At 60.5% G+C, this 18,279-nt stretch carries 21 protein-coding genes; 17 read left to right on the top strand and 4 right to left on the bottom strand.

What is annotated here, in order from left to right; all coding sequences use genetic code 11:
- The first annotated feature begins 293 nt into the window (after window positions 1-293).
- The 14 genes from GIW28_RS12455 (at window position 294) to madM (ending at window position 10,289) form a co-directional block, all read left to right on the top strand.
- Complete coding sequence (locus GIW28_RS12455) at window positions 294-923, top strand: nucleotidyltransferase domain-containing protein (protein ID WP_169987570.1); 630 nt, start codon at window positions 294-296, stop codon at window positions 921-923.
- Window positions 886-1,320 (top strand): hypothetical protein, encoded by a 435-nt coding sequence (locus tag GIW28_RS12450; RefSeq protein ID WP_169987568.1) that lies wholly within the window; start codon window positions 886-888, stop codon window positions 1,318-1,320. The genes GIW28_RS12455 and GIW28_RS12450 overlap by 38 nt, the downstream gene beginning before the upstream one ends.
- A 234-nt stretch (window positions 1,321-1,554) precedes the next feature.
- Entirely contained in the window at window positions 1,555-1,938 is a 384-nt protein-coding gene (locus GIW28_RS12445) for a polymorphic toxin type 44 domain-containing protein (RefSeq protein ID WP_169987566.1), read from the top strand.
- Window positions 1,916-2,335, top strand: a complete 420-nt coding sequence (locus GIW28_RS12440) for a hypothetical protein (protein WP_236446063.1) — start codon at window positions 1,916-1,918, stop codon at window positions 2,333-2,335. The genes GIW28_RS12445 and GIW28_RS12440 overlap by 23 nt, the downstream gene beginning before the upstream one ends.
- A 325-nt stretch (window positions 2,336-2,660) precedes the next feature.
- The gene (locus GIW28_RS12435) at window positions 2,661-2,891 is read left to right on the top strand and encodes a DUF6124 family protein (RefSeq protein ID WP_110620276.1); all 231 of its coding nucleotides are present in this window, start codon (window positions 2,661-2,663) and stop codon (window positions 2,889-2,891) included.
- A gap of 276 nt (window positions 2,892-3,167) precedes the next feature.
- The gene (gene mdcA / locus GIW28_RS12430; RefSeq protein ID WP_236446065.1) at window positions 3,168-4,838 is read left to right on the top strand and encodes a malonate decarboxylase subunit alpha; all 1,671 of its coding nucleotides are present in this window, start codon (window positions 3,168-3,170) and stop codon (window positions 4,836-4,838) included.
- Window positions 4,839-5,672: a triphosphoribosyl-dephospho-CoA synthase gene (locus GIW28_RS12425; RefSeq protein ID WP_138452413.1), complete on the top strand. Its 834-nt coding sequence runs from the start codon at window positions 4,839-4,841 to the stop codon at window positions 5,670-5,672. It begins immediately after the preceding gene.
- The gene (locus GIW28_RS12420) at window positions 5,672-5,971 is read left to right on the top strand and encodes a malonate decarboxylase subunit delta (RefSeq protein ID WP_017139433.1); all 300 of its coding nucleotides are present in this window, start codon (window positions 5,672-5,674) and stop codon (window positions 5,969-5,971) included. The genes GIW28_RS12425 and GIW28_RS12420 overlap by 1 nt, the downstream gene beginning before the upstream one ends.
- Window positions 5,964-6,806: a biotin-independent malonate decarboxylase subunit beta gene (locus GIW28_RS12415; protein WP_138452412.1), complete on the top strand. Its 843-nt coding sequence runs from the start codon at window positions 5,964-5,966 to the stop codon at window positions 6,804-6,806. The genes GIW28_RS12420 and GIW28_RS12415 overlap by 8 nt, the downstream gene beginning before the upstream one ends.
- Window positions 6,803-7,573: a biotin-independent malonate decarboxylase subunit gamma gene (gene mdcE, locus GIW28_RS12410; RefSeq protein ID WP_236446068.1), complete on the top strand. Its 771-nt coding sequence runs from the start codon at window positions 6,803-6,805 to the stop codon at window positions 7,571-7,573. Before GIW28_RS12415 ends, mdcE begins: the two co-directional genes overlap by 4 nt.
- Entirely contained in the window at window positions 7,567-8,163 is a 597-nt protein-coding gene (locus GIW28_RS12405) for a malonate decarboxylase holo-ACP synthase (protein WP_236446069.1), read from the top strand. The genes mdcE and GIW28_RS12405 overlap by 7 nt, the downstream gene beginning before the upstream one ends.
- Entirely contained in the window at window positions 8,160-9,059 is a 900-nt protein-coding gene (gene mdcH / locus GIW28_RS12400) for a malonate decarboxylase subunit epsilon (protein ID WP_236446070.1), read from the top strand. The genes GIW28_RS12405 and mdcH overlap by 4 nt, the downstream gene beginning before the upstream one ends.
- A gap of 67 nt (window positions 9,060-9,126) precedes the next feature.
- Window positions 9,127-9,519 carry a malonate transporter subunit MadL gene (madL, locus tag GIW28_RS12395; protein WP_017139428.1) on the top strand — a complete coding sequence of 131 codons (393 nt, stop codon included), beginning with the start codon at window positions 9,127-9,129 and terminating at the stop codon, window positions 9,517-9,519.
- Window positions 9,520-9,524: 5 nt separating this feature from the next.
- On the top strand, window positions 9,525-10,289 hold the full coding sequence (gene madM / locus GIW28_RS12390; RefSeq protein WP_026013868.1) for a malonate transporter subunit MadM: 765 nt from the start codon (window positions 9,525-9,527) through the stop codon (window positions 10,287-10,289).
- A gap of 137 nt (window positions 10,290-10,426) precedes the next feature.
- On the opposite strand, the gene GIW28_RS12385 is transcribed toward madM, so the two are convergent.
- Window positions 10,427-11,341, bottom strand: coding sequence for a LysR family transcriptional regulator (locus GIW28_RS12385; protein ID WP_017139426.1), 915 nt, complete (start codon window positions 11,339-11,341; stop codon window positions 10,427-10,429).
- Between the two features lie 411 nt (window positions 11,342-11,752).
- On the opposite strand from GIW28_RS12385, the gene trhA reads away from it, so the two are divergent.
- Window positions 11,753-12,370: a PAQR family membrane homeostasis protein TrhA gene (trhA, locus tag GIW28_RS12380; protein ID WP_017139425.1), complete on the top strand. Its 618-nt coding sequence runs from the start codon at window positions 11,753-11,755 to the stop codon at window positions 12,368-12,370.
- Window positions 12,371-12,460: 90 nt separating this feature from the next.
- Here the strand turns inward: trhA and GIW28_RS12375 are convergent, their stop codons facing one another.
- A complete protein-coding gene (locus tag GIW28_RS12375; protein WP_236446071.1) occupies window positions 12,461-13,363 on the bottom strand; it encodes a LysR family transcriptional regulator in 903 nt (300 codons plus the stop codon).
- A 108-nt stretch (window positions 13,364-13,471) separates the two neighbouring features.
- Here GIW28_RS12375 and GIW28_RS12370 point away from each other — a divergent pair, with 108 nt between their 5' ends.
- The gene (locus tag GIW28_RS12370; protein WP_236446072.1) at window positions 13,472-14,713 is read left to right on the top strand and encodes a D-amino acid dehydrogenase; all 1,242 of its coding nucleotides are present in this window, start codon (window positions 13,472-13,474) and stop codon (window positions 14,711-14,713) included.
- Window positions 14,714-14,744: 31 nt separating this feature from the next.
- Window positions 14,745-15,647 carry a transporter substrate-binding domain-containing protein gene (locus GIW28_RS12365; RefSeq protein WP_236446073.1) on the top strand — a complete coding sequence of 301 codons (903 nt, stop codon included), beginning with the start codon at window positions 14,745-14,747 and terminating at the stop codon, window positions 15,645-15,647.
- A 131-nt stretch (window positions 15,648-15,778) separates the two neighbouring features.
- Here the strand turns inward: GIW28_RS12365 and GIW28_RS12360 are convergent, their stop codons facing one another.
- Entirely contained in the window at window positions 15,779-16,498 is a 720-nt protein-coding gene (locus tag GIW28_RS12360; protein WP_017139421.1) for a 16S rRNA (uracil(1498)-N(3))-methyltransferase, read from the bottom strand.
- 126 nt (window positions 16,499-16,624) lie between these two features.
- On the bottom strand, window positions 16,625-18,031 hold the full coding sequence (locus GIW28_RS12355; protein ID WP_236446074.1) for an adenosylmethionine--8-amino-7-oxononanoate transaminase: 1,407 nt from the start codon (window positions 18,029-18,031) through the stop codon (window positions 16,625-16,627).
- Between the last annotated feature and the right edge of the window lie 248 nt (window positions 18,032-18,279).

Below are 18,279 nucleotides of genomic sequence, written 5' to 3'. Positions count from 1 at the left end.
GAGCTGAGTCAGCTGTTGGTCGACAGAGCACTGGAACACGTCAGCCCTGCCTGAGTAGTCCCAAAAGGGGACCGCTATCTAACTAGCATCACCGAACACATGTGGGAGCTGGCTTGCCTGCGATAGCGGACTGTCAGCCCACAACTTCATTGCTGACCCACCGCCATCGCAGGCAAGCCAGCTCCCACAGGGGCTCTGTGCGGCAGCCTGAAAGTAGCCGCAGGTCGCGGATGACTTGATCGTTCCCAAAAAGGGACCTATCGTTCCCTTTTTGGGACTCTTTGGCCGCTGCCATGCAAACCTTGCCGCTTAGCACTGCACTCTTCACCAACACCCAGCAAAAAGTGCTGGGCCTGCTGTTCGGCAAGCCTGGTCAAAGTTTCTACACCAATGAAATCGCACGCTCGGCTCAAGTGGGCAAAGGCAGCCTCACCCGCGAGCTGGAGCGTTTGCAGTTGGCGGGCATCTTGAGCATGACGCGCCAAGGCAATCAGACCCACTACCAGGCTAATCCCCAATGCCCGATTTACTCGGAGTTGTTGGCCATCGTGCGCAAGACCCTCAGTCTGGACGAACCCTTGCGCAATGCATTGGCACCGTTCGCGGAGCAGATAACCTGGGCCTTTATCTACGGCTCCATCGCCAAGGGCGAGGCGCACTCATCCAGTGACATAGATCTGATGCTGATCGGCCAAAGCCTCAACTACAGTGAAGTCATGGAGCAACTCATGCCGCTGGAAGAGCAACTGGGCCGCACCATCAACCCGACGCTTTACACCCCTGACGACTGGACCAGCAAATGGAATGCCGGGAACAGTTTTGTTCAGCGGGTCGTGCAGCAGGACAAGATCAATCTGATGGGGGGCAACCCTCAGGAGTCCATGGATGGACAGCAAGGCAAACCTGGAGAACCTGCAACGTAGCGGTGGCTTGAAGGCTGAGCCGCCGGATCGCAAAGAGTGTGATGGGCTGATGCGCTCGGCGCGAGATCGGTTGAGGGATGCAGGTAACCCGCAATTAGCCTTCGCCAGTCGTTTCGACTTGGCATACAACGCCGCCCACGCTATCTCGCTCACAGCTCTGCGCCTGCGCGGTTATCGCTCGGACAAACGCTATTTGGTTTTTCAATGCCTGATCCACACCGTCGACGCGAACAAGGTGCAGGTGAGGTTATTGGCGCTGTGTCATGAGCGCCGCAACCTGGCGGAATATGAAGGATATATGGATGAGGATGAGGCGTTGCTTGGACAGTTGATGGACGGCGCGACGATGCTGCTGGGCAAAGTGGAAGAAGTGTTGGCTATTCATCGGTGGGAATGACGCGAGTCCTCGCAGCACCGTCAATCCAATGTGGGAGCTGGCTTGACTAAAAATTGTTTTTGATGACCGTATCTTTTCGCCGTTTTGGATCTGCTAATGATGCGGATTGACCGCTCACATGTCGGAATGGGCTGTAGTTGTTGTAGGTCGGTTCTGCATTTGGATTAAGCGGGTTTTCAGGCCTGAGTGGAGTGGCTAGTTTCTGCGCTCCTCACTGCCTGCAAGGATCCGCAAATGGCTGTTCCGCTAATGCCGCCGGATGTTTCAATTTTTGAAAACATGGCGATTTCTCGATGTAAACGCACCCACCTCAAACCCGGCTCGGCATTCGCCTATTCCTGGTTTTACTCCCAGGTTCGGGCAGCCGGACCTTGGAACTACAAGAAGAGAGGGAGCGAGTACGAAGCGTTTGGTAACTTCAATTACGGCGCTACGGGGACAGTGTTGGGCATTCCCGAGCACGTATTACTGCGAGCTGCCGGCGTGGCGCAAACTGTTGCAAAAACGACACTCCCGGATTTCGGTACATGGTGGGGCGGTGAGCCTTTTGGTGATGATCCACGGGACCAATATTGGATAAGAAGAGGGATTGAATATGCAATTTCCCAAGGCCACTAAACGCCTCGGACCGTTATTGCGCAATTGCCTGCTCATCGTCTGCCTTCTCTATATCGGCGCCAGTTGGATCATGTCTGCCGGAGCACCGGATCTGGATGAAGTGGTGTTGAAGCATTCCTTGGGCAACGGCACCTCCATCTACGGTGCTCGAGACGGTCAGGGTGGAGCGACGGTGGGTTTTTCCTATAGGTACTTCGTCCATGAGGATTTGGGGAGTGATAAGGAAATACTCGCTGCATTGGTGTCTGCTCATCCTTTTCTGAAAACAAAGAAACCTGATGTTCAGGTGAGTGATGAGGGAAGCGCTCTACTTCTTCATATTCAAGGAGAGGTCTACGAGTACCACAGCTTTGCCCTGGAAGGCTTGGGGTCGGTCAAGGTGGTGATGGCGCTTTGAGGAGGCAGCCTTCGGAATTTTCCTGCAAGATTTCGAGCTGTGCATGAACTTGTTGTGGGTAGTCATGGCGGCTAGTCTTCGTCCCGTCATCGAAAAACGGTGACACGGACGTGCAAGTCCGACGAAACTGTTTAGGCGTACAAACGCCCAGCCAACCACGGGCGTTTTTTGTGCTTGCTGCTTTATGGCGGCTGCGCGCAGGAGGTCTTCGGACCTGCTGGGTGTCCTAAACAGGCCCGGTCTTGCACACCTGCGCACGGTCGCCACCCTCATTCGCGTGCAAGCGAACGGTGGTGCTCCTTACTAACTGTTTAGGAGCTTCATCATGATCAAACCTACCCCTAATCCGCCCCTCTTCACCGTAAACCCCCACCAAAACACCGAAGCTCTGCTGGCCAACGCCAGTGAAACCCTGTGCTCCCTCAACGCACTGACCTGCAACTTGGCCTTCGACCTGGACCCGGCCCAGCGTGCGAGCATGTTGGCGATCCAGCAAATGGCAGAGCTGAGTCAACTGTTGGTCGATAGAGCACTGGAACAAGTCAGCCCTGCTTAAGCGGTCCCTGATTGGAACCGCTATCTAACACACACCACCGAACACATGTGGGAGCTGGCTTGCCTGCGATAGCGGACTGTCAGCCGACACCTTCATAGCTGACCCACCGCCATCGCAGGCAAGCCAGCTCCCACCTTTGATTTTCATTTGGCTTGAATCCAGCATTCACTGATGTTCCGTTACTCTAGCCGTAACGATCCACCGCCGGGCTTGATTGATGCCCCCCACATTCACTCCTAAGGTACAGCCCACGACAGCAAACCCCGTGGAGCGACCATGACAACAACCATCACCCCCGATTTGCGCTGGACGCGGCGGCGCGACGAGAAGCAGCGGCGGCTCGGGCTGGTCAAAAAGTACGCAGACGGGGCAGTGTTGCCCAGTGACAAAATCGTCGAGGCGTTGGAAGCGCTGATCCTCCCCGGCGACCGGGTGGTGCTGGAGGGCAATAACCAGAAGCAAGCCGATTTTCTCTCGCGCTCACTGGCCAAGGCCGACCCGACCAAGCTCCACGATTTGCACATGATCATGCCCAGTGTCGGCCGTTCCGAGCACCTGGACCTGTTTGAAAAGGGCATCGCGCGCAAGCTGGATTTCTCCTTCGCCGGCACCCAGTCCCTGCGCATCAGCCAGTTGCTCGAAGATGGCCTGCTGGAAATCGGCGCGATCCACACCTACATCGAACTCTACGCACGGCTGGTGGTTGACCTGATCCCCAACGTGGTGCTTTCGGCCGGTTTCATGGCCGACCGCGCCGGCAATATCTACACCGGCGCCAGTACCGAAGACACTCCGGCGCTGATCGAACCCGCTGCGTTCAGCGATGGCATCGTCATCGTGCAGGTCAACCAGTTGGTCGACGATGTCACTGACTTGCCCCGTGTCGACATCCCGGCGAGCTGGGTGGATTTTGTGGTGGTGGCCGACAAGCCGTTCTACATCGAACCGCTGTTTACCCGCGACCCGCGTCATATCAAGCCGGTGCATGTGCTGATGGCGATGATGGCGATCCGTGGCATCTACGAAAAACACAATGTGCAGTCGCTCAACCACGGCATTGGTTTCAACACCGCCGCCATTGAGTTGATCCTGCCGACCTACGGCGAGTCCCTGGGCCTCAAGGGCAAAATCTGCCGCAACTGGACCCTCAACCCGCACCCAACCCTGATCCCCGCGATTGAAAGCGGCTGGGTGGAAAGCGTGCATTGCTTCGGCACCGAACTGGGCATGGAAAACTACATCGCCGCCCGCCCGGATGTGTTCTTCACCGGCCGCGACGGCTCGATGCGCTCCAACCGGATGTTCTGCCAACTGGCCGGCCAATACGCGGTGGACCTGTTTATCGGCGCCACGCTGCAAGTGGATGGCGACGGGCATTCCAGCACCGTGACCCGTGGCCGTCTTGCCGGTTTTGGTGGTGCGCCGAATATGGGCCACGACCCACGCGGCCGCCGTCACGGTACGCCGGCCTGGCTCGATATGCGCCACGACGACGCGCCGGAGGCTTTGCTGGAACGCGGCAAAAAGCTCGTGGTGCAAATGGTCGAGACCTTCCAGGAAGGTGGCAAACCCACCTTCGTCGAAACCCTCGACGCCGTGGAAGTCGCGCGCAAAAGCGGCATGCCGCTGGCGCCGATCATGATCTACGGCGACGACGTGACTCACCTGCTCACCGAAGAAGGCATCGCCTATTTGTATAAGGCACGCTCGCTGGAAGAGCGCCAGGCGATGATCGCCGCCGTTGCAGGCGTCACCGCCATCGGCATGCGCCACAACCCCAAGGACACTGCGCGCATGCGCCGCGAAGGCTTGATCGCCTTGCCCGAAGACTTGGGGATTCGCCGCACCGACGCCACCCGCGAGCTGTTGGCAGCGAAGAGCGTGGCCGACCTGGTGGACTGGTCCGGTGGCCTGTACAACCCGCCCGCCAAGTTCAGGAGCTGGTAAATGCGCGCCCTCAAACTGCATGAACTGAGCCTCGCCGATCGCCTGGCGGATATGGCTGTGGATGCCTTGATTGATGAGGCTGACCTGTCACCCAAACCCGCATTGGTAGACCGTCGCGGCAATGGCGCCCATAGCGATTTGCACCTGGGCCTGATGCACGCCTCGGCGCTGTCGTTGTGGCCGATGTTCAAGGAAATGGCCGAAGCGGCGCTTGAGTTCGGTGAAGTGGGTTTGCCCTTGCGCGAAGCCCTCGGGCGTATCGGGCGCGAAGGTGAGCAAGCCATGCTCGCCACCACCCAAGGCGTGAATACCCATCGCGGCGCGATCTGGGCCCTCGGTTTGCTTACTGCCGCAGCGGCTCTGGAGCCACGCGCCGTCACGCTCACCGCCGCCAAACTGGCCTTGCTCAACGACCGTTTCGCCCCGCAACCGCTGAGCCATGGCGCGCAAGTCGCGCAACGCTACGGCGCACGCGGTGCCCGTGAAGAAGCGCAATTGGGCTTCCCTGCCGTGGTGCAACGCGGCCTGCCGCAGTTGCACAAAAGCCGCCGGCAAAACGCCGGTGAACAAAATGCGCGCCTGGACGCCTTGCTCGCGATCATGACCGACCTGGCCGACACCTGCGTGCTCTACCGAGCCGGCACCGAAGGCCTGCGCGCCATGCAACGCGGCGCCCAGGCGGTGCTGGACGCTGGCGGTAGCGCAAGCCTCGCCGGGCGCCGCCAACTGCACGACCTTGACCAGCAACTCCTGGCCCTGAATGCCTCCCCCGGCGGCGCCGCCGACCTGTTGGCCGCCTGCCTGTTTATCGACCGCCTCGACGGAGCGTTGTGATGGAAACCTTATCCTTTGAATTCCCCGCCGGGCAGCCGCCCAAAGGCCGTGCGCTGGTGGGTTGCGTCGGCTCCGGCGACCTGGAAGTGTTGCTGGAACCGGGCACGCCCGGCACGCTGACCATTCAAGTGCAGACTTCGGTGAATGGCGCCGAGCAACGCTGGCAGCATCTGTTCGAACGGATCTTCCAGGAGCAGACGCCACCGGCTTTGAAGATTGATATTCACGACTTCGGCGCCACCCCCGGCGTGGTGCGTTTGCGCCTGGAACAGGGTTTCGAGGAGATCGGCCATGACTGATTTACTCAACAAGCACAGCTTCGTCGAACTCGGTGCGCGGCAGCGAGCCAAGGCGTTGCTGGACAGCGGCACTTACCGCGAACTGATCGACCCGTTCCAACGCGTGATGTCGCCGTGGCTCAGCCGCCAAGGCGTGGTGCCGCAAGCGGATGACGGCGTGGTGATCGCTAAAGGCAGCATCGCCGGGTTGCCGGTGGTGATTGCTGCCATTGAAGGCAATTTCCAGGGCGGCAGCCTCGGTGAAGTGGGCGGCGCAAAAATCGCCGGTGCCCTCGAACTGGCGGCTGAAGACAACCGCAACGGTGTTCCGACCCGTGCCGTGCTGCTGCTGGAAACCGGCGGTGTGCGCTTGCAGGAAGCCAACCTTGGGCTGGCGGCGATTGCCGATATCCATGCGGCGATTGTCGACCTGCGCCAGTACCAGCCGGTAGTCGGCGTGGTGGCGGGTAGTGTTGGTTGTTTTGGTGGCATGTCCATCGCCGCCGGGTTGTGCAGTTATCTGGTGGTCACCCGCGAAGCACGCCTGGGCTTGAATGGCCCACAAGTGATCGAGCAGGAAGCGGGACTGGAAGAGTACGACTCCCGCGACCGGCCGTTTATCTGGAGCCTTACCGGCGGCGAGCAACGCTTCAACAGCGGCCTGGCCGACCGTTATGTGGCGGACGATGTGGCGCAGATCCAACAGACCGTCAGCGCCTTGCTGCAACAGGGTTTGCCCGAGCAACAGCGTAGCCGTCAGATCGATTTCTACCTGGCGCGCCTCACTGAGCTGGACGCTGCGCCGCAAATAGATCCCGCTACGGTGCGCGACCTGTATCAAGGAGAACGTCCATGAGAGGCTTGCAGTGGTTCAACGCATTGAGCGTCGGCGCAACGCCTGTCGAAGGGTTGCCCGACTCATTGAAGGTTGCAGACGGCGTAGTGGGTGAACAGGCCGTGCGCTTTATTGCCGTGGTCACCGATGCGCAAAATCGTTTCCCGCGTGCGCGCAACGGCGAAGTCGGTTTACTGGAGGGCTGGGGCCTTGCCAAGGCTGTCGACGAAGCCATCGAGAAGGGCGACAAACGCCCCATCATCGCTATCGTCGATGTACCCAGCCAAGCCTACGGCCGTCGCGAAGAAGCCCTCGGCATCCATCAGGCCCTGGCCGCCGCCGCCGACAGCTATGCCCGTGCTCGCTTGGCCGGGCACTCGGTGATTGCGCTGCTGGTGGGCAAAGCCATGTCCGGTGCATTCCTTGCTCACGGTTATCAGGCTAACCGCATGATCGCCCTGCGTGACCCTGGCGTGATGGTGCACGCCATGGGCAAGGCCTCGGCGGCGCGGGTGACCTTGCGCAGTGTTGAAGAACTCGAGGCCCTGGCCGCCAGCGTGCCGCCCATGGCCTATGACATTGACAGCTATGCCAGCCTGGGTTTGCTCTGGGAAACCCTGTCGGTCAGCCAGATTGAACAGCCCACCGCGGACGACGTGACGCGGGTCAGCGATTGCCTGCTGCGCGCCATTGAAGATATCCACAGCCCGGATCTGAAAGGGCGCCTCGGTGCGAGCAATCGCGCCGCCTCAAGCCACGTACGCCAACTGCTGCGGGAGCAATGGTGAACGCCCACGACTTGCTCTGGGGCATGACCCCGGCGCATCTGCCCGCTGATGCGCCGGCCTGGGTGCTGGAGGTGATCAGCGCCGGTCACCCGGTGGTGGTGCGTCGCGCCACGGTCGAGCCGGGTGACGTGGCTGTGGGTGTGCGCGGGCGCTTGCGTGAGCAGCGCTTTGCGGCGCTGATGCCCCTTGTGGCAGTGCAACGACGCGTGACGCCGCAAGATTTGCGCAGTGTGGTCTCGTCGCGGGATCTACCGGCATTGCGCGCGCTTGATCAACTGCGCCCAGTGCTGGCGCAGCAGGACTGGGGCGTCACCGGCAGTGCAGGGTTCGAGCTGGCCAGCGGCATTGAAGCACTGCATGCCCAAAGCGATCTGGATTTGATGCTGTGCACACCCGAGCCACTTGAGCGCAACGCCGCACGCAATCTGTTGGCGTTGTTGGACTCGGCCGAATGCGCTGTCGACCTGCAACTGCAAACCCCGTTTGGCGCTGTCGCCTTGCGTGAATGGGCTGGCGAATCACGCCGGGTGCTGCTTAAAACCACCCACGGCGCGCACCTGGTACTTGACCCTTGGCAGGCCGTGGCATGAGCAGCCTTCTGGTATTTCCGGGGCAGGGTGCCCAGCGCGCGGGCATGCTTCAAGCGTTGCCTGCTCACGTCCTGGAAGAAGCCAGTGATGCATTGGGCGAAGACGTAAGCCAGCTCGATTCAGTCCAAGCCCTGGCCAACACTCGCGCCGTGCAACTCTGCCTGTTGATCACCGGTGTGGCCCACGCCCGCCAATTGCAACGCACGCCTGATTACGTGGCGGGCCTGTCCATCGGCGCCTACCCGGCAGCCGTCATCGCTGGTGCGCTGGCGTTTGCCGATGCGGTAAAGCTGGTGAGCCTGCGCGGCGAACTGATGCAAAACGCTTATCCACAAGGCTTTGGCATGACCGCGATCATCGGCCCGCAGTTATCCACAGTCGAAACGCTGCTGGCTGAAATCCACAGCCCACAAACCCCGGTGTACCTGGCCAACATCAACGCCGACAACCAGACCGTCATCGCCGGCAGTGACGAAGCCATGCAGCGTGTCGCGCAACGCATCAAAGGCAACGGCGTGGCCAAGCGCCTGGCCGTAAGCGTGCCATCCCATTGCGTGCTGCTGAACGAACCCGCCGAGGCATTGGCGCAGGCGTTTGTAACGCTCAAGGCGCCGCGCATTACCTACCTGAGCAGCACCCGCGCGCGGCCGATCCACAACCCCGAGCAACTGCGCGACGACCTGGCTTTCAACATGTGCCGCATCGTCGACTGGCGTGGCACCGTGCAAAGCGCCTACGAGCGCGGTGTGCGCCTGCAAATCGAACTGCCGCCTGGCGCGGTACTCACCGGCCTGTCCCGCCGTGTCTTCGAGCAAGGCAGCGTAATCGCCTATGAAGGCGCACGCCTGGACACCTTGCAGGCCCTGCTGCAAGAGGAGGAGCGCCGCCACCGATAAAGCACCACCCAAGGCTTTCGAAGCACAAAAACAACAATTTCGATGAAGCACTTCGAGGACAACAACAATGATTATTTACGGTGTGGCGTTTCTGGCGCTGTGTACGTTGATCGGCCTGTTTATCGGTGAGTTGCTGGGCAAGTGGATGGGTATTCCGGCCAACGTCGGCGGGGTGGGTATCGCCATGTTGCTGTTGATCGGCCTGGGCAGTTACCTCAGTAAACGTGGGCTGTTTACCGGCAAGTCGGAGCAGGGCGTGAGCTTCTGGGCGGCGGTGTATATCCCTATTGTGGTAGCGATGGCGGCCCAACAAAACGTGTACGGCGCAATCAAGGGCGGGCCGATGGCGATTCTGGCCGGCACGCTCGCTGTAGTGCTGGGTTTTGCCCTGGTACCGGTGTTAGTGCGCATCGGCAACCGCAAGCCTGTTGCGGTTGTTCCCACTAAAGAAGCCGGGTGATCGCCATGTACGAATCCATGATGAAAGTGATCACCGGCTACGGCCTGATCAGTGGTTTTGCCGTGATCGGCTTGACCATGTGGGTGTCCTATTGGATCTCCGACACCTTCACCAAAGGCCGGCTGCACGGTTCGGCCATCGCCATTTTGCTCGGGCTGGTGCTGTCGTATGTGGGCGGCGCGTTTACCGGCGGCGCCAAGGGTGTTGTGGATATTCCGTTGCTGTCGGGCATCGGCTTGCTGGGCGGCGCGATGCTGCGGGACTTTGCCATTGTTGCCACGGCGTTTGGCGTGAGTGTGGATGAACTCAAGCGCGCCGGTTATGTGGGCGTGCTGGCGCTGTTTGTCGGCGTGGGTTCCTCGTTCGTGGCTGGCGTTGGAGTGGCGCTGGCGTTTGGTTATACCGATGCCGTAAGCCTCACCACTATTGGTGCGGGCGCCGTGACCTACATCGTTGGCCCGGTGACGGGCGCGGCGATTGGTGCCAGCTCCGAGGTCATGGCGCTGTCGATTGCCGCAGGGTTGATCAAGGCCATTCTGGTGATGGTGATGACGCCGTTTGTAGCGCCGTTAATCGGGCTGAATAACCCACGCAGTGCGGTGATTTTCGGCGGGCTGATGGGCACGTCCAGCGGCGTGGCCGGTGGTTTGGCAGCGACCGATCCGAAGCTGGTGCCATATGGTTGCCTGACGGCGGCGTTTTACACGGCGCTGGGCTGTCTGCTGGGACCGTCGTTGCTGTTTTTGCTGATGCGCGGGTTGGTGGGCTGACCTGAGCCGGCCTCATCAATGATCGTTCCCACGCTCCGCGTGGGAATGCCTCATGTGACGCTCCGCGTCACGCCTTTAAGAGCAGACGCGGAGCGTCCAGGGCTGCATTACCACGCAGAGCGTGGGAACGATCGGTGTCAGGTTTGGCGGTTGGCATACATCCGACACTCCGCCAGCAACGCCAGCAAGTTCGGATCACGCTCCTTGGCCTTCAAAAACACCACGCCAATATGCTGCTGCAACCGATACCGCGGTTGCAGCGGTATGAGCTTCACGCGGTTCTCATACACCGCTGCAATCCGCCCTGGCAGCAACGCATAACCCACGCCTGAACTGACCATGCTCAGCAGCGTGAAAATGTCGTTCACCTGCATCGCCACCTTCGGCTCAAAGCCCGCCTGCTTGAACACCCGATTGCCGTCCTGATGGGTGGCGAAGCCTTGGGTGAGGGTAATGAAAGTAGCGTCGCGCACATCCGCCAAGTCGATTTGCTGCTCACGGTCGAAGGGTGAATCGGCTGGAGTGGCGAGGAAGATGTCGTCGGAAAACAGCGCGATCTGTTCGCAGTCGGGGTCGTTGGCGTGGTCATCGAGGGAGATGAGGATCGCGTCGACTTCCATGTTCTTGAGTTTGTAGAGCAAGTCAAAGTTGGAACCCAGGATCAGGTCGATATTGAGTTCGCTGCGCCTGATTTTAAGGCCCATGATCAATTGCGGCACGGTTTTGACCGTCAGCGAATACAGCGAGCCCAGCTTGAAGCGCTCGGCGGAAAACCCGGCGGCTTCGCGGGTCAGGCGCACGCTGTCGACCACATCGGCGACCAGTTTCTGCGCGCGTTCTTCGAGCACGTAGGCACTTTCCAGCGGCGTGAGGTTGCGCCCTTCATGCTTGAACAGCGGGCAGCGCAGCGCGTTTTCCAGGGAGTGGATGGCGCGGTGTACGCTGACGTTGCTGGTTTGCAACTCGGCAGCGGCGCGGGCCAGGTTGCCGGTGCGCATGAACGCCAGGAAGATTTCCAGTTTCTTGAGGGTGAATTCTTCGTCGATCAGCATGGCCGTGGCTCGGGTTCGAATGCTGTCGATTGTGCCCCTAAAACCCGTTCACTCCCAGCCATGCGCTGCACAGGCCCAGCACCAGGCGGGTGTACCGAAGGGAACAGGTACAGCCCGCGCACGGTCACAATCGCACCCGGCAAGCCATGCAGGTGGCGATATTGGGGCCGGGCCATGGAGATTGCCGTATGTGGGAGCTGGCTTGCCTGCGATGAGGTCTGTCAATTATTGAATGATGGGCTGACACACCGCTATCGCAGGCAAGCTAGCTCCCACAGGACTCAGTGAGTGATCCATCGGCACGGGGTCGTTGGGCAAAGGCAGAAATGCGTGTTACCTGTAACAGTGCCGGTAGCGTCACAATGGTCCTGGCACAACCATGTGGTAACGGTTATTCGAGGTGAGTGACACATGTATCACGGGGAACGATTCAACGCCTGGAGCCATTTGGCCGGGGCGGTCGCCGCGTTTGTCGGCGCAGTGTGGATGTTGGTGGTGGCGAGCCTGGACGGCAGCCCCTGGAAGATCGTCAGCGTGGCGATTTATGGTTTTACCCTGCTGGTGCTGTACAGCGCGTCCACCGTGTACCACAGCGTGCAGGGGCGGCGAAAAGAGATCATGCAGAAGGTTGATCACTTTTCGATCTACCTGCTGATTGCCGGCAGCTACACCCCCTTTTGCCTGGTGACGCTGCGCGGGCCGTGGGGTTGGACGCTGTTTGGAATCGTGTGGGGGCTGGCGGTGATCGGCATTTTGCAGGAGATCAAGCCGCGTTCCGAGGCGCGGATTCTTTCGATTGTGATCTATGCGGTGATGGGCTGGATTGTGCTGGTGGCGGTCAAGCCACTGATTGCCGCGCTGGGCACGGCGGGGTTTATCTGGCTGGCGTCGGGCGGGGTGTTGTACACCGTCGGCATCATCTTTTTTGCCCTGGAGGATCGCCTGCGGCATTCCCATGGGATCTGGCATTTGTTTGTGATCGGCGGCAGTTTGCTGCACTTTGTGGCGATCATGCACTACGTGCTCTGACCTGTGGGAGCTGGCTTTTGTGGGAGCTGGCTTGCCTGCGATAGCGTCGGCACATTCAATACCGCTATCGCAGGCAAGCCAGCTCCCACATTACAAGCGTTCCAGCAGCTCTCGCGCTCGGTTGCCGAAAATGTCCAACAGGTTCGCCAACATATGCGGCGGCGGCTCATCCGCGCGGGTGAGGGCGTACAGGGTGATCGGCAACGGCGGCGTGAGCGGGCGAATGCAGGTGGTCGCCGTTGACGCGCCGAGGGCGGTAAACGGGTCGATCACCGTCAACCCGGCACCTGACTCCACCATCGCCCGGGCCAGGGAATAGGTCTGTACGGCAATGCTCACCCGTGGCGGTGGGTCGACGTTTTCCAGGTAGCTGTCGAGCTTGGCGGCCAACGGGTCGGCACTCGACAGGCCAATCAACGGCGCACCCGACAGGTCCGCCAATGGCAGGGGCTTGCTCAGCTCGGCATCCGACCAATAACCCTTTGACGCCAGCGCCACCAACACGCCATTGGCCAGCACCTGCGTGGTCAGCCCCGGATGGCCGGAGAAGTTCAGCGTCAGAGCCAGGTCAATCTCACGCATCAACAGCTTCTGCACCAGCTCGCGGCTGTGGTCGCTGGACAGCTCACAGGCAATGTCCGGGTAGTCGCGCTTCCATTCCAGAATGGCCGGCGGCAGCAACGACAGGGCCAGTGCCGGAATCGCACCAATACGCACACTTTGGCCCGGCTTGCGGCGCAAGCTCTTGGCCAGGCGCCGCACGCCTTGCAGGCTTTCGGTGACTTTCTCGACTTCGCTTTCCAGCGCCAGCGCTTCCGGTGTGGGCTGCAGTTTGCCGCGCACCCGTAAAAACAGCGCAAAGCCCAGCTGCAACTCGGCGTGCTGCAGCACCTTGGTTACCGCCGGTTGCGAGACGTGCAACAGCTGCGCGGCGGCGCTGACGGAGCCGGTCTGGCGGATGGCCTGGAAGATTTCGATATGACGCAGGCGCATGGCAAGTCCATAACCTTTGTTTATAGATGACCCATCTTTATTCATTGTCGGCGACCTGTCACCTGGCCCTAGGCTTGGTGCCAGTCAATTCAATAGCGGGTGGCAGCAATGGCCAAGCGGGTTTGCATCATCGGTGGTGGCGTTATCGGCTTGGCAAGCGCCTATGCCCTGGTGCGTGCAGGCCATGAGGTGACAGTGATCGACACGCGGGACAGCCTCGGCAGCGAGACCAGTTTCGCCAATGGCGGGCAACTGTCCTACCGCTATGTCGCGCCGTTGGCCGACAAAGGTGTGCCGCTGCAAGCCATCGGCTGGTTGCTGCGCGGTGATTCGCCGCTGAAGCTGCGCCCGCGTCTCGACCCGCAGCAATGGCGCTGGATGGCGGCCTTTATCGGCGCCTGCCGTGGCTCGGTGAACACGCGCAATGCCGCGCACCTGCTGCGCCTGGCGTCCTTGAGCCAGGCCACGCTGGAGCAATGGCGCGAAGGCGATCGCCTGGAGGGCTTCGATTGGCGCCGCAACGGCAAACTGGTGACGTTTCGTAACGCCGTCTCCTTTGAGCATGCGCGCAGCAAGGTCAGCAATAACGTGCAGCAGCAAGTGTTGTCCGTGGCCGATTGCGCACACTTGGAGCCAGCGTTAATGGGCGCCGACTTTCTCGGTGGCATCTACACGCCGAACGAGGAGGTGGCTGACTGTCACGCCTTCTGCCAACGGCTGGCGGCCCGGCTCGAAGCCTCGGGGCGCTGCAGGTTTTTGCTGGGCCGCGAGGTTACTCGCATACGCCACGCCGACGGCGCGGTGCAGGCCATCGAGTTGGGTGACGAGGTGATGGCGGTGGATCAACTGGTGCTGGCGGCCGGGCATCGCAGCGCGCAATTGGGTTTGCCAGGGTTGTCATTGCCACTGTATCCGCTCAAGGGCTACAGCCTGAACGTGCCGATTGGCGCGCATCACCAGGCGCCGAACGTGAGTGTCACCGACTATGACCGCAAGATCGTGTATGCGCGCATCGGCGAGCAACTGCGGGTCGCGGCCATGGTGGATATCGTCGGCTTTGATGCAGGCCTTGAGCCCAAGCGTCTGGCGCTGATGAAACGCCAGGCCATGGAGACATTCCCAACGGCCGGCGATTACACCCACGCGGTCGAATGGGCCGGCATGCGCCCGGCCACACCCACCGGTGTGCCGCTGATCGGCGCCAGCGCCTATCGAAACCTGTGGTTGAACCTGGGCCACGGTGCCCTGGGTTTTACCCTGGCCTGCGGCAGCGGGCAATTGCTGGCCGAACTGATCAGCGAGCACGCGCCTTCCATTGATATGCAGGGCCTCACGCCCCGCGCTGCATAATTGGATTCATCACCAGCAACGGAGAATAACAATGAAAAAAATCCTGTTGACCGGCTGCACTCTGGGGCTGCTGTTTGGCGCACAGGTTCAGGCCAATGAAGCCCCGCTGGACGGCACCTTGAGCAAAATCGCGAATGCCAAGTCGATCACCTTGGGGTATCGCGATGCCTCGGTGCCGTTTTCCTACGTGAGCGACAACAGTGGCAAGCCCATGGGCTATTCGGTGGAGTTGGCGAGCAAGATCGTTGAGCGCATCCAGCAGAAAATCGGGGTGGCCAAGCTGAATGTTAAGTACAACCTGGTGACCTCTCAGACCCGTATTCCGCTGGTGCAAAACGGCACCGTCGACCTGGAATGCGGTTCCACCGGTGTCACCGCCGAGCGGCAGAAGCAGGTGGCGTTTTCCTACGGGTTTATCTATGTGAAGGGCCAACTGCTGACCGCCAAGGACAGTGGCATCCAGGGTTTTGAAGACCTCAAGGGCAAGAATGTGGTGACCACGGCCGGCACCACCAATGAACGCTTTCTCAAGCGCTACAACGCCGACCACAAGGCCAATATGTTTGTGATCAGCGCCAAGGACCATGGCGAAGCGTTCAAAATGCTCGAGACCGGCCGCGCAGTGGCGTTCTACATGGACGATGCGTTGCTCTACGGTGAGCGCGCCAAGGCCCGAGACCCGCACCACTGGGTGGTGGTGGGCAAGGAACAGTCGCGGGAGATCTACAGCTGCATGCTGCGCAAGGACGACCCGCAGTTTCTAGCGGTGGTCAACGAAACGCTCGCCGATCTGTACCGCTCCGGGGAGATCAACGGGATTTACCAGCGTTGGTTTGAACAGCCGATTCCGCCCAAGGGCCTGAACCTGGAGTTTCCGATGACCAGCGAGTTGAAGGCGATTATTGCCAAGCCGGTGAGTGACCCGGTGGAGTGATAGCCGCAATGATCGTTCCCACGCTCCGCGTGGGAATGCAGCCTTGGACGCTCTGCGTCCCAATTTGAGGTCGTGACGCAGAGCGTCACAGGAGGCTTTCCCACGCAGAGCGTGGGAACGATCGGGCGAGGTTAGAAGTCGCCCCAGAGTTGCTGGGCCACGCTCAATGCCACGACTGGCGCGGTTTCGGTGCGCAGCACCCGCGGGCCGAGGCGGGCGGCGTGGAAGCCGGCAGCTTGGGCGGTTGCGACTTCTGCGTCGGTCAACCCACCTTCAGGCCCGATCAGGAACGCCAGGCTCGATGGCTTGGCGTGGCTGACCATCGGCTCGGCCACCGGGTGCAGCACCAGCTTCAAATCCGCCTCGGCTTGCTTCAACCAGTCGGCCAGTAACAGCGGCGGGTGAATCACCGGCACTGTCGAACGCCCGCATTGCTCGCAGGCGCTGATCGCCACTTGGCGCCAGTGCAGCAGACGTTTGTCGGCGCGTTCGTCCTTCAGGCGTACTTCGCAGCGGTCGCTGAAAATCGGCGTGATTTCATTCACACCCAGTTCGGTGGCTTTCTGGATCGCCCAATCCATGCGCTCGCCCCGGGACAGGCCTTGGCCGAGGTGGATGTGCAGCGGTGATTCGGTCTGGCCCGCAAAGCGTTCCGTGAGTTGCACGGTAACGCGTTTTTTCCCGACTTCCAGCAAGGTGCCGAGGAATTCCTGGCCGGAGCCGTCGAACAGTTGTACGGCGTCGCCTTCACCCATGCGCAATACGCGACTGATGTAATGCGCCTGGGCTTCGGGCAATTCATGGTCGCCGATGCTGAGCGGGGTGTCGGTGAAAAAGCGGGACAGTCTCATTTCTGTTCTCTGGAAGTGGTGTGCAGAGCGGACGCGGAGCGTGGGAACGATCATACAAAACCTGTGGGAGCCGGGCTTGCCCGCGATAGCGGTAGACCCGACACCCGATCAGTTGAGTGAACTCAATTAACCCGGATCCCGAAAGCCTGGGTGAAAATCTTGTGGCACCGCAACACTGACAGTGCTGTTGGTGGCGATATCAATCCCTTCGCTGGCGACTTCAGCCAGGAAGTCGATCTGCTCCGGCGTTATCACATACGGCGGCAGGAAATACACCACGCTGCCCAGCGGCCGCAGCAGCGCACCGCGCTCCAGGGCATGCTCGAACACCTTCAAGCCACGGCGTTCCTGCCACGGGTAGGCGGTTTTGGTGGCTTTGTCCTGAACCATCTCGATGGCCAGCACCATGCCGGTCTGGCGCACTTCCGACACGTGCGGGTGGTCCACCAGGTGCGCGGTGGCGGTGGCCATGCGCTGGGCCAGGGCCTTGTTGTTTTCGATGACGTTGTCTTCGTCGAAAATATCCAAAGTCGCCAAGGCCGCCGCGCACGCCAGCGGGTTGCCGGTGTAGCTGTGGGAATGCAGGAAGGCGCGCAACGTCGGGTAGTCGTCGTAGAAGGCGTCGTACACATCGTCGGTGGTGACGACCGCCGCCAATGGCAGGTAACCGCCGGTGAGGGCTTTGGACAAGCACAAAAAGTCCGGGCGGATGCCGGCTTGCTCACAAGCGAACATGCTGCCGGTGCGGCCGAAGCCGACGGCGATTTCGTCGTGAATCAGGTGCACGCCATATTTGTCGCAGGCTTCACGCAGCAGCTTGAGGTACACCGGGTGGTACATGCGCATGCCGCCGGCGCCCTGGATCAGCGGCTCGACGATCACGGCGGCGACGCTGTCGTGGTTTTCGGCCAGGGTCTGTTCCATGGCCAGGAACATGTTGCGTGAGTGCTCTTCCCAGCTCATGCCCTCGGGGCGCAGGTAGCAATCCGGGCTTGGCACCTTGATGGTGTCCAGCAACAGGGCTTTATAGGTCTCGGTAAACAACGGCACATCGCCCACCGACATCGCGGCAATGGTTTCGCCGTGGTAGCTGTTGGTCAGGGTGACGAAGCGCTTCTTGTTCGGCAGGCCACGGTTGAGCCAGTAGTGAAAGCTCATCTTCAGCGCGACTTCGATGCACGACGAGCCGTTGTCGGCGTAGAAGCAGCGGGTCAAACCTTCGGGCGTCATCGCCACCAGGCGTTCGGACAACTCAATCACTGGCTGGTGGCTGAAACCGGCGAGGATCACGTGTTCCAGCTGATCCACCTGGTCCTTGATGCGCTGGTTGATGCGCGGGTTGGCGTGGCCGAACACATTGACCCACCAGGAACTGACGGCATCGAGGTAGCGCTTGCCTTCGAAGTCTTCCAGCCATACGCCTTCGCCACGTTTGATCGGGATCAGCGGCAGTTGCTGGTGGTCTTTCATCTGGGTGCAGGGATGCCACAGCACCGCGAGGTCGCGTTGCATCCACTGGTTATTCAAGCCCATCGGTTATCTCCTCGAAGCGGCCCTGCGCCCGGCGCAGGCGAAACAATCGCGCAAGCCTATGCAATGCCAGGCGGCGTCACAACCCATTACGGATGAATTGGCAGTAAAGGCAGGACGATCTGTCACGTTTATCAGGAATAGTCCTTAATCCATTGTTAACGTACTGTGCATACTCTCTTGATCGTATTTCTCGATATTTCAAAGCGAAATTTTCCGCTTTAATTCGATAGGTAAATCGCTAGTCTTGG

The organism is Pseudomonas sp. PA-5-4B (assembly GCF_021606215.1).
Taxonomy (GTDB): Bacteria; Pseudomonadota; Gammaproteobacteria; order Pseudomonadales; family Pseudomonadaceae; genus Aquipseudomonas; species Aquipseudomonas edaphica.
This window is presented reverse-complemented; position numbering and strand designations above follow the sequence as displayed.

What these genes read in the sequence shown, in the direction of transcription:
- mdcH (WP_236446070.1), top strand. Translation starts at nt 8,160, where the DNA reads ATGAGCAGCCTTCTGGTATTTCCGGGGCAGGGTGCCCAGCGCGCGGGC.
- GIW28_RS12370 (WP_236446072.1), top strand. Translation starts at nt 13,472, where the DNA reads ATGGCCAAGCGGGTTTGCATCATCGGTGGTGGCGTTATCGGCTTGGCA.
- trhA (WP_017139425.1), top strand. Translation starts at nt 11,753, where the DNA reads ATGTATCACGGGGAACGATTCAACGCCTGGAGCCATTTGGCCGGGGCG.
- mdcA (WP_236446065.1), top strand. Translation starts at nt 3,168, where the DNA reads ATGACAACAACCATCACCCCCGATTTGCGCTGGACGCGGCGGCGCGAC.
- GIW28_RS12375 (WP_236446071.1), bottom strand. Translation starts at nt 13,363, where the DNA reads ATGCGCCTGCGTCATATCGAAATCTTCCAGGCCATCCGCCAGACCGGC.
- GIW28_RS12405 (WP_236446069.1), top strand. Translation starts at nt 7,567, where the DNA reads ATGGTGAACGCCCACGACTTGCTCTGGGGCATGACCCCGGCGCATCTG.
- mdcE (WP_236446068.1), top strand. Translation starts at nt 6,803, where the DNA reads ATGAGAGGCTTGCAGTGGTTCAACGCATTGAGCGTCGGCGCAACGCCT.
- GIW28_RS12425 (WP_138452413.1), top strand. Translation starts at nt 4,839, where the DNA reads ATGCGCGCCCTCAAACTGCATGAACTGAGCCTCGCCGATCGCCTGGCG.
- GIW28_RS12445 (WP_169987566.1), top strand. Translation starts at nt 1,555, where the DNA reads ATGGCTGTTCCGCTAATGCCGCCGGATGTTTCAATTTTTGAAAACATG.
- GIW28_RS12435 (WP_110620276.1), top strand. Translation starts at nt 2,661, where the DNA reads ATGATCAAACCTACCCCTAATCCGCCCCTCTTCACCGTAAACCCCCAC.
- GIW28_RS12415 (WP_138452412.1), top strand. Translation starts at nt 5,964, where the DNA reads ATGACTGATTTACTCAACAAGCACAGCTTCGTCGAACTCGGTGCGCGG.
- GIW28_RS12385 (WP_017139426.1), bottom strand. Translation starts at nt 11,341, where the DNA reads ATGCTGATCGACGAAGAATTCACCCTCAAGAAACTGGAAATCTTCCTG.
- GIW28_RS12365 (WP_236446073.1), top strand. Translation starts at nt 14,745, where the DNA reads ATGAAAAAAATCCTGTTGACCGGCTGCACTCTGGGGCTGCTGTTTGGC.
- madL (WP_017139428.1), top strand. Translation starts at nt 9,127, where the DNA reads ATGATTATTTACGGTGTGGCGTTTCTGGCGCTGTGTACGTTGATCGGC.
- GIW28_RS12450 (WP_169987568.1), top strand. Translation starts at nt 886, where the DNA reads ATGGACAGCAAGGCAAACCTGGAGAACCTGCAACGTAGCGGTGGCTTG.
- GIW28_RS12420 (WP_017139433.1), top strand. Translation starts at nt 5,672, where the DNA reads ATGGAAACCTTATCCTTTGAATTCCCCGCCGGGCAGCCGCCCAAAGGC.
- madM (WP_026013868.1), top strand. Translation starts at nt 9,525, where the DNA reads ATGTACGAATCCATGATGAAAGTGATCACCGGCTACGGCCTGATCAGT.
- GIW28_RS12355 (WP_236446074.1), bottom strand. Translation starts at nt 18,031, where the DNA reads ATGGGCTTGAATAACCAGTGGATGCAACGCGACCTCGCGGTGCTGTGG.
- GIW28_RS12455 (WP_169987570.1), top strand. Translation starts at nt 294, where the DNA reads ATGCAAACCTTGCCGCTTAGCACTGCACTCTTCACCAACACCCAGCAA.
- GIW28_RS12360 (WP_017139421.1), bottom strand. Translation starts at nt 16,498, where the DNA reads ATGAGACTGTCCCGCTTTTTCACCGACACCCCGCTCAGCATCGGCGAC.
- GIW28_RS12440 (WP_236446063.1), top strand. Translation starts at nt 1,916, where the DNA reads ATGCAATTTCCCAAGGCCACTAAACGCCTCGGACCGTTATTGCGCAAT.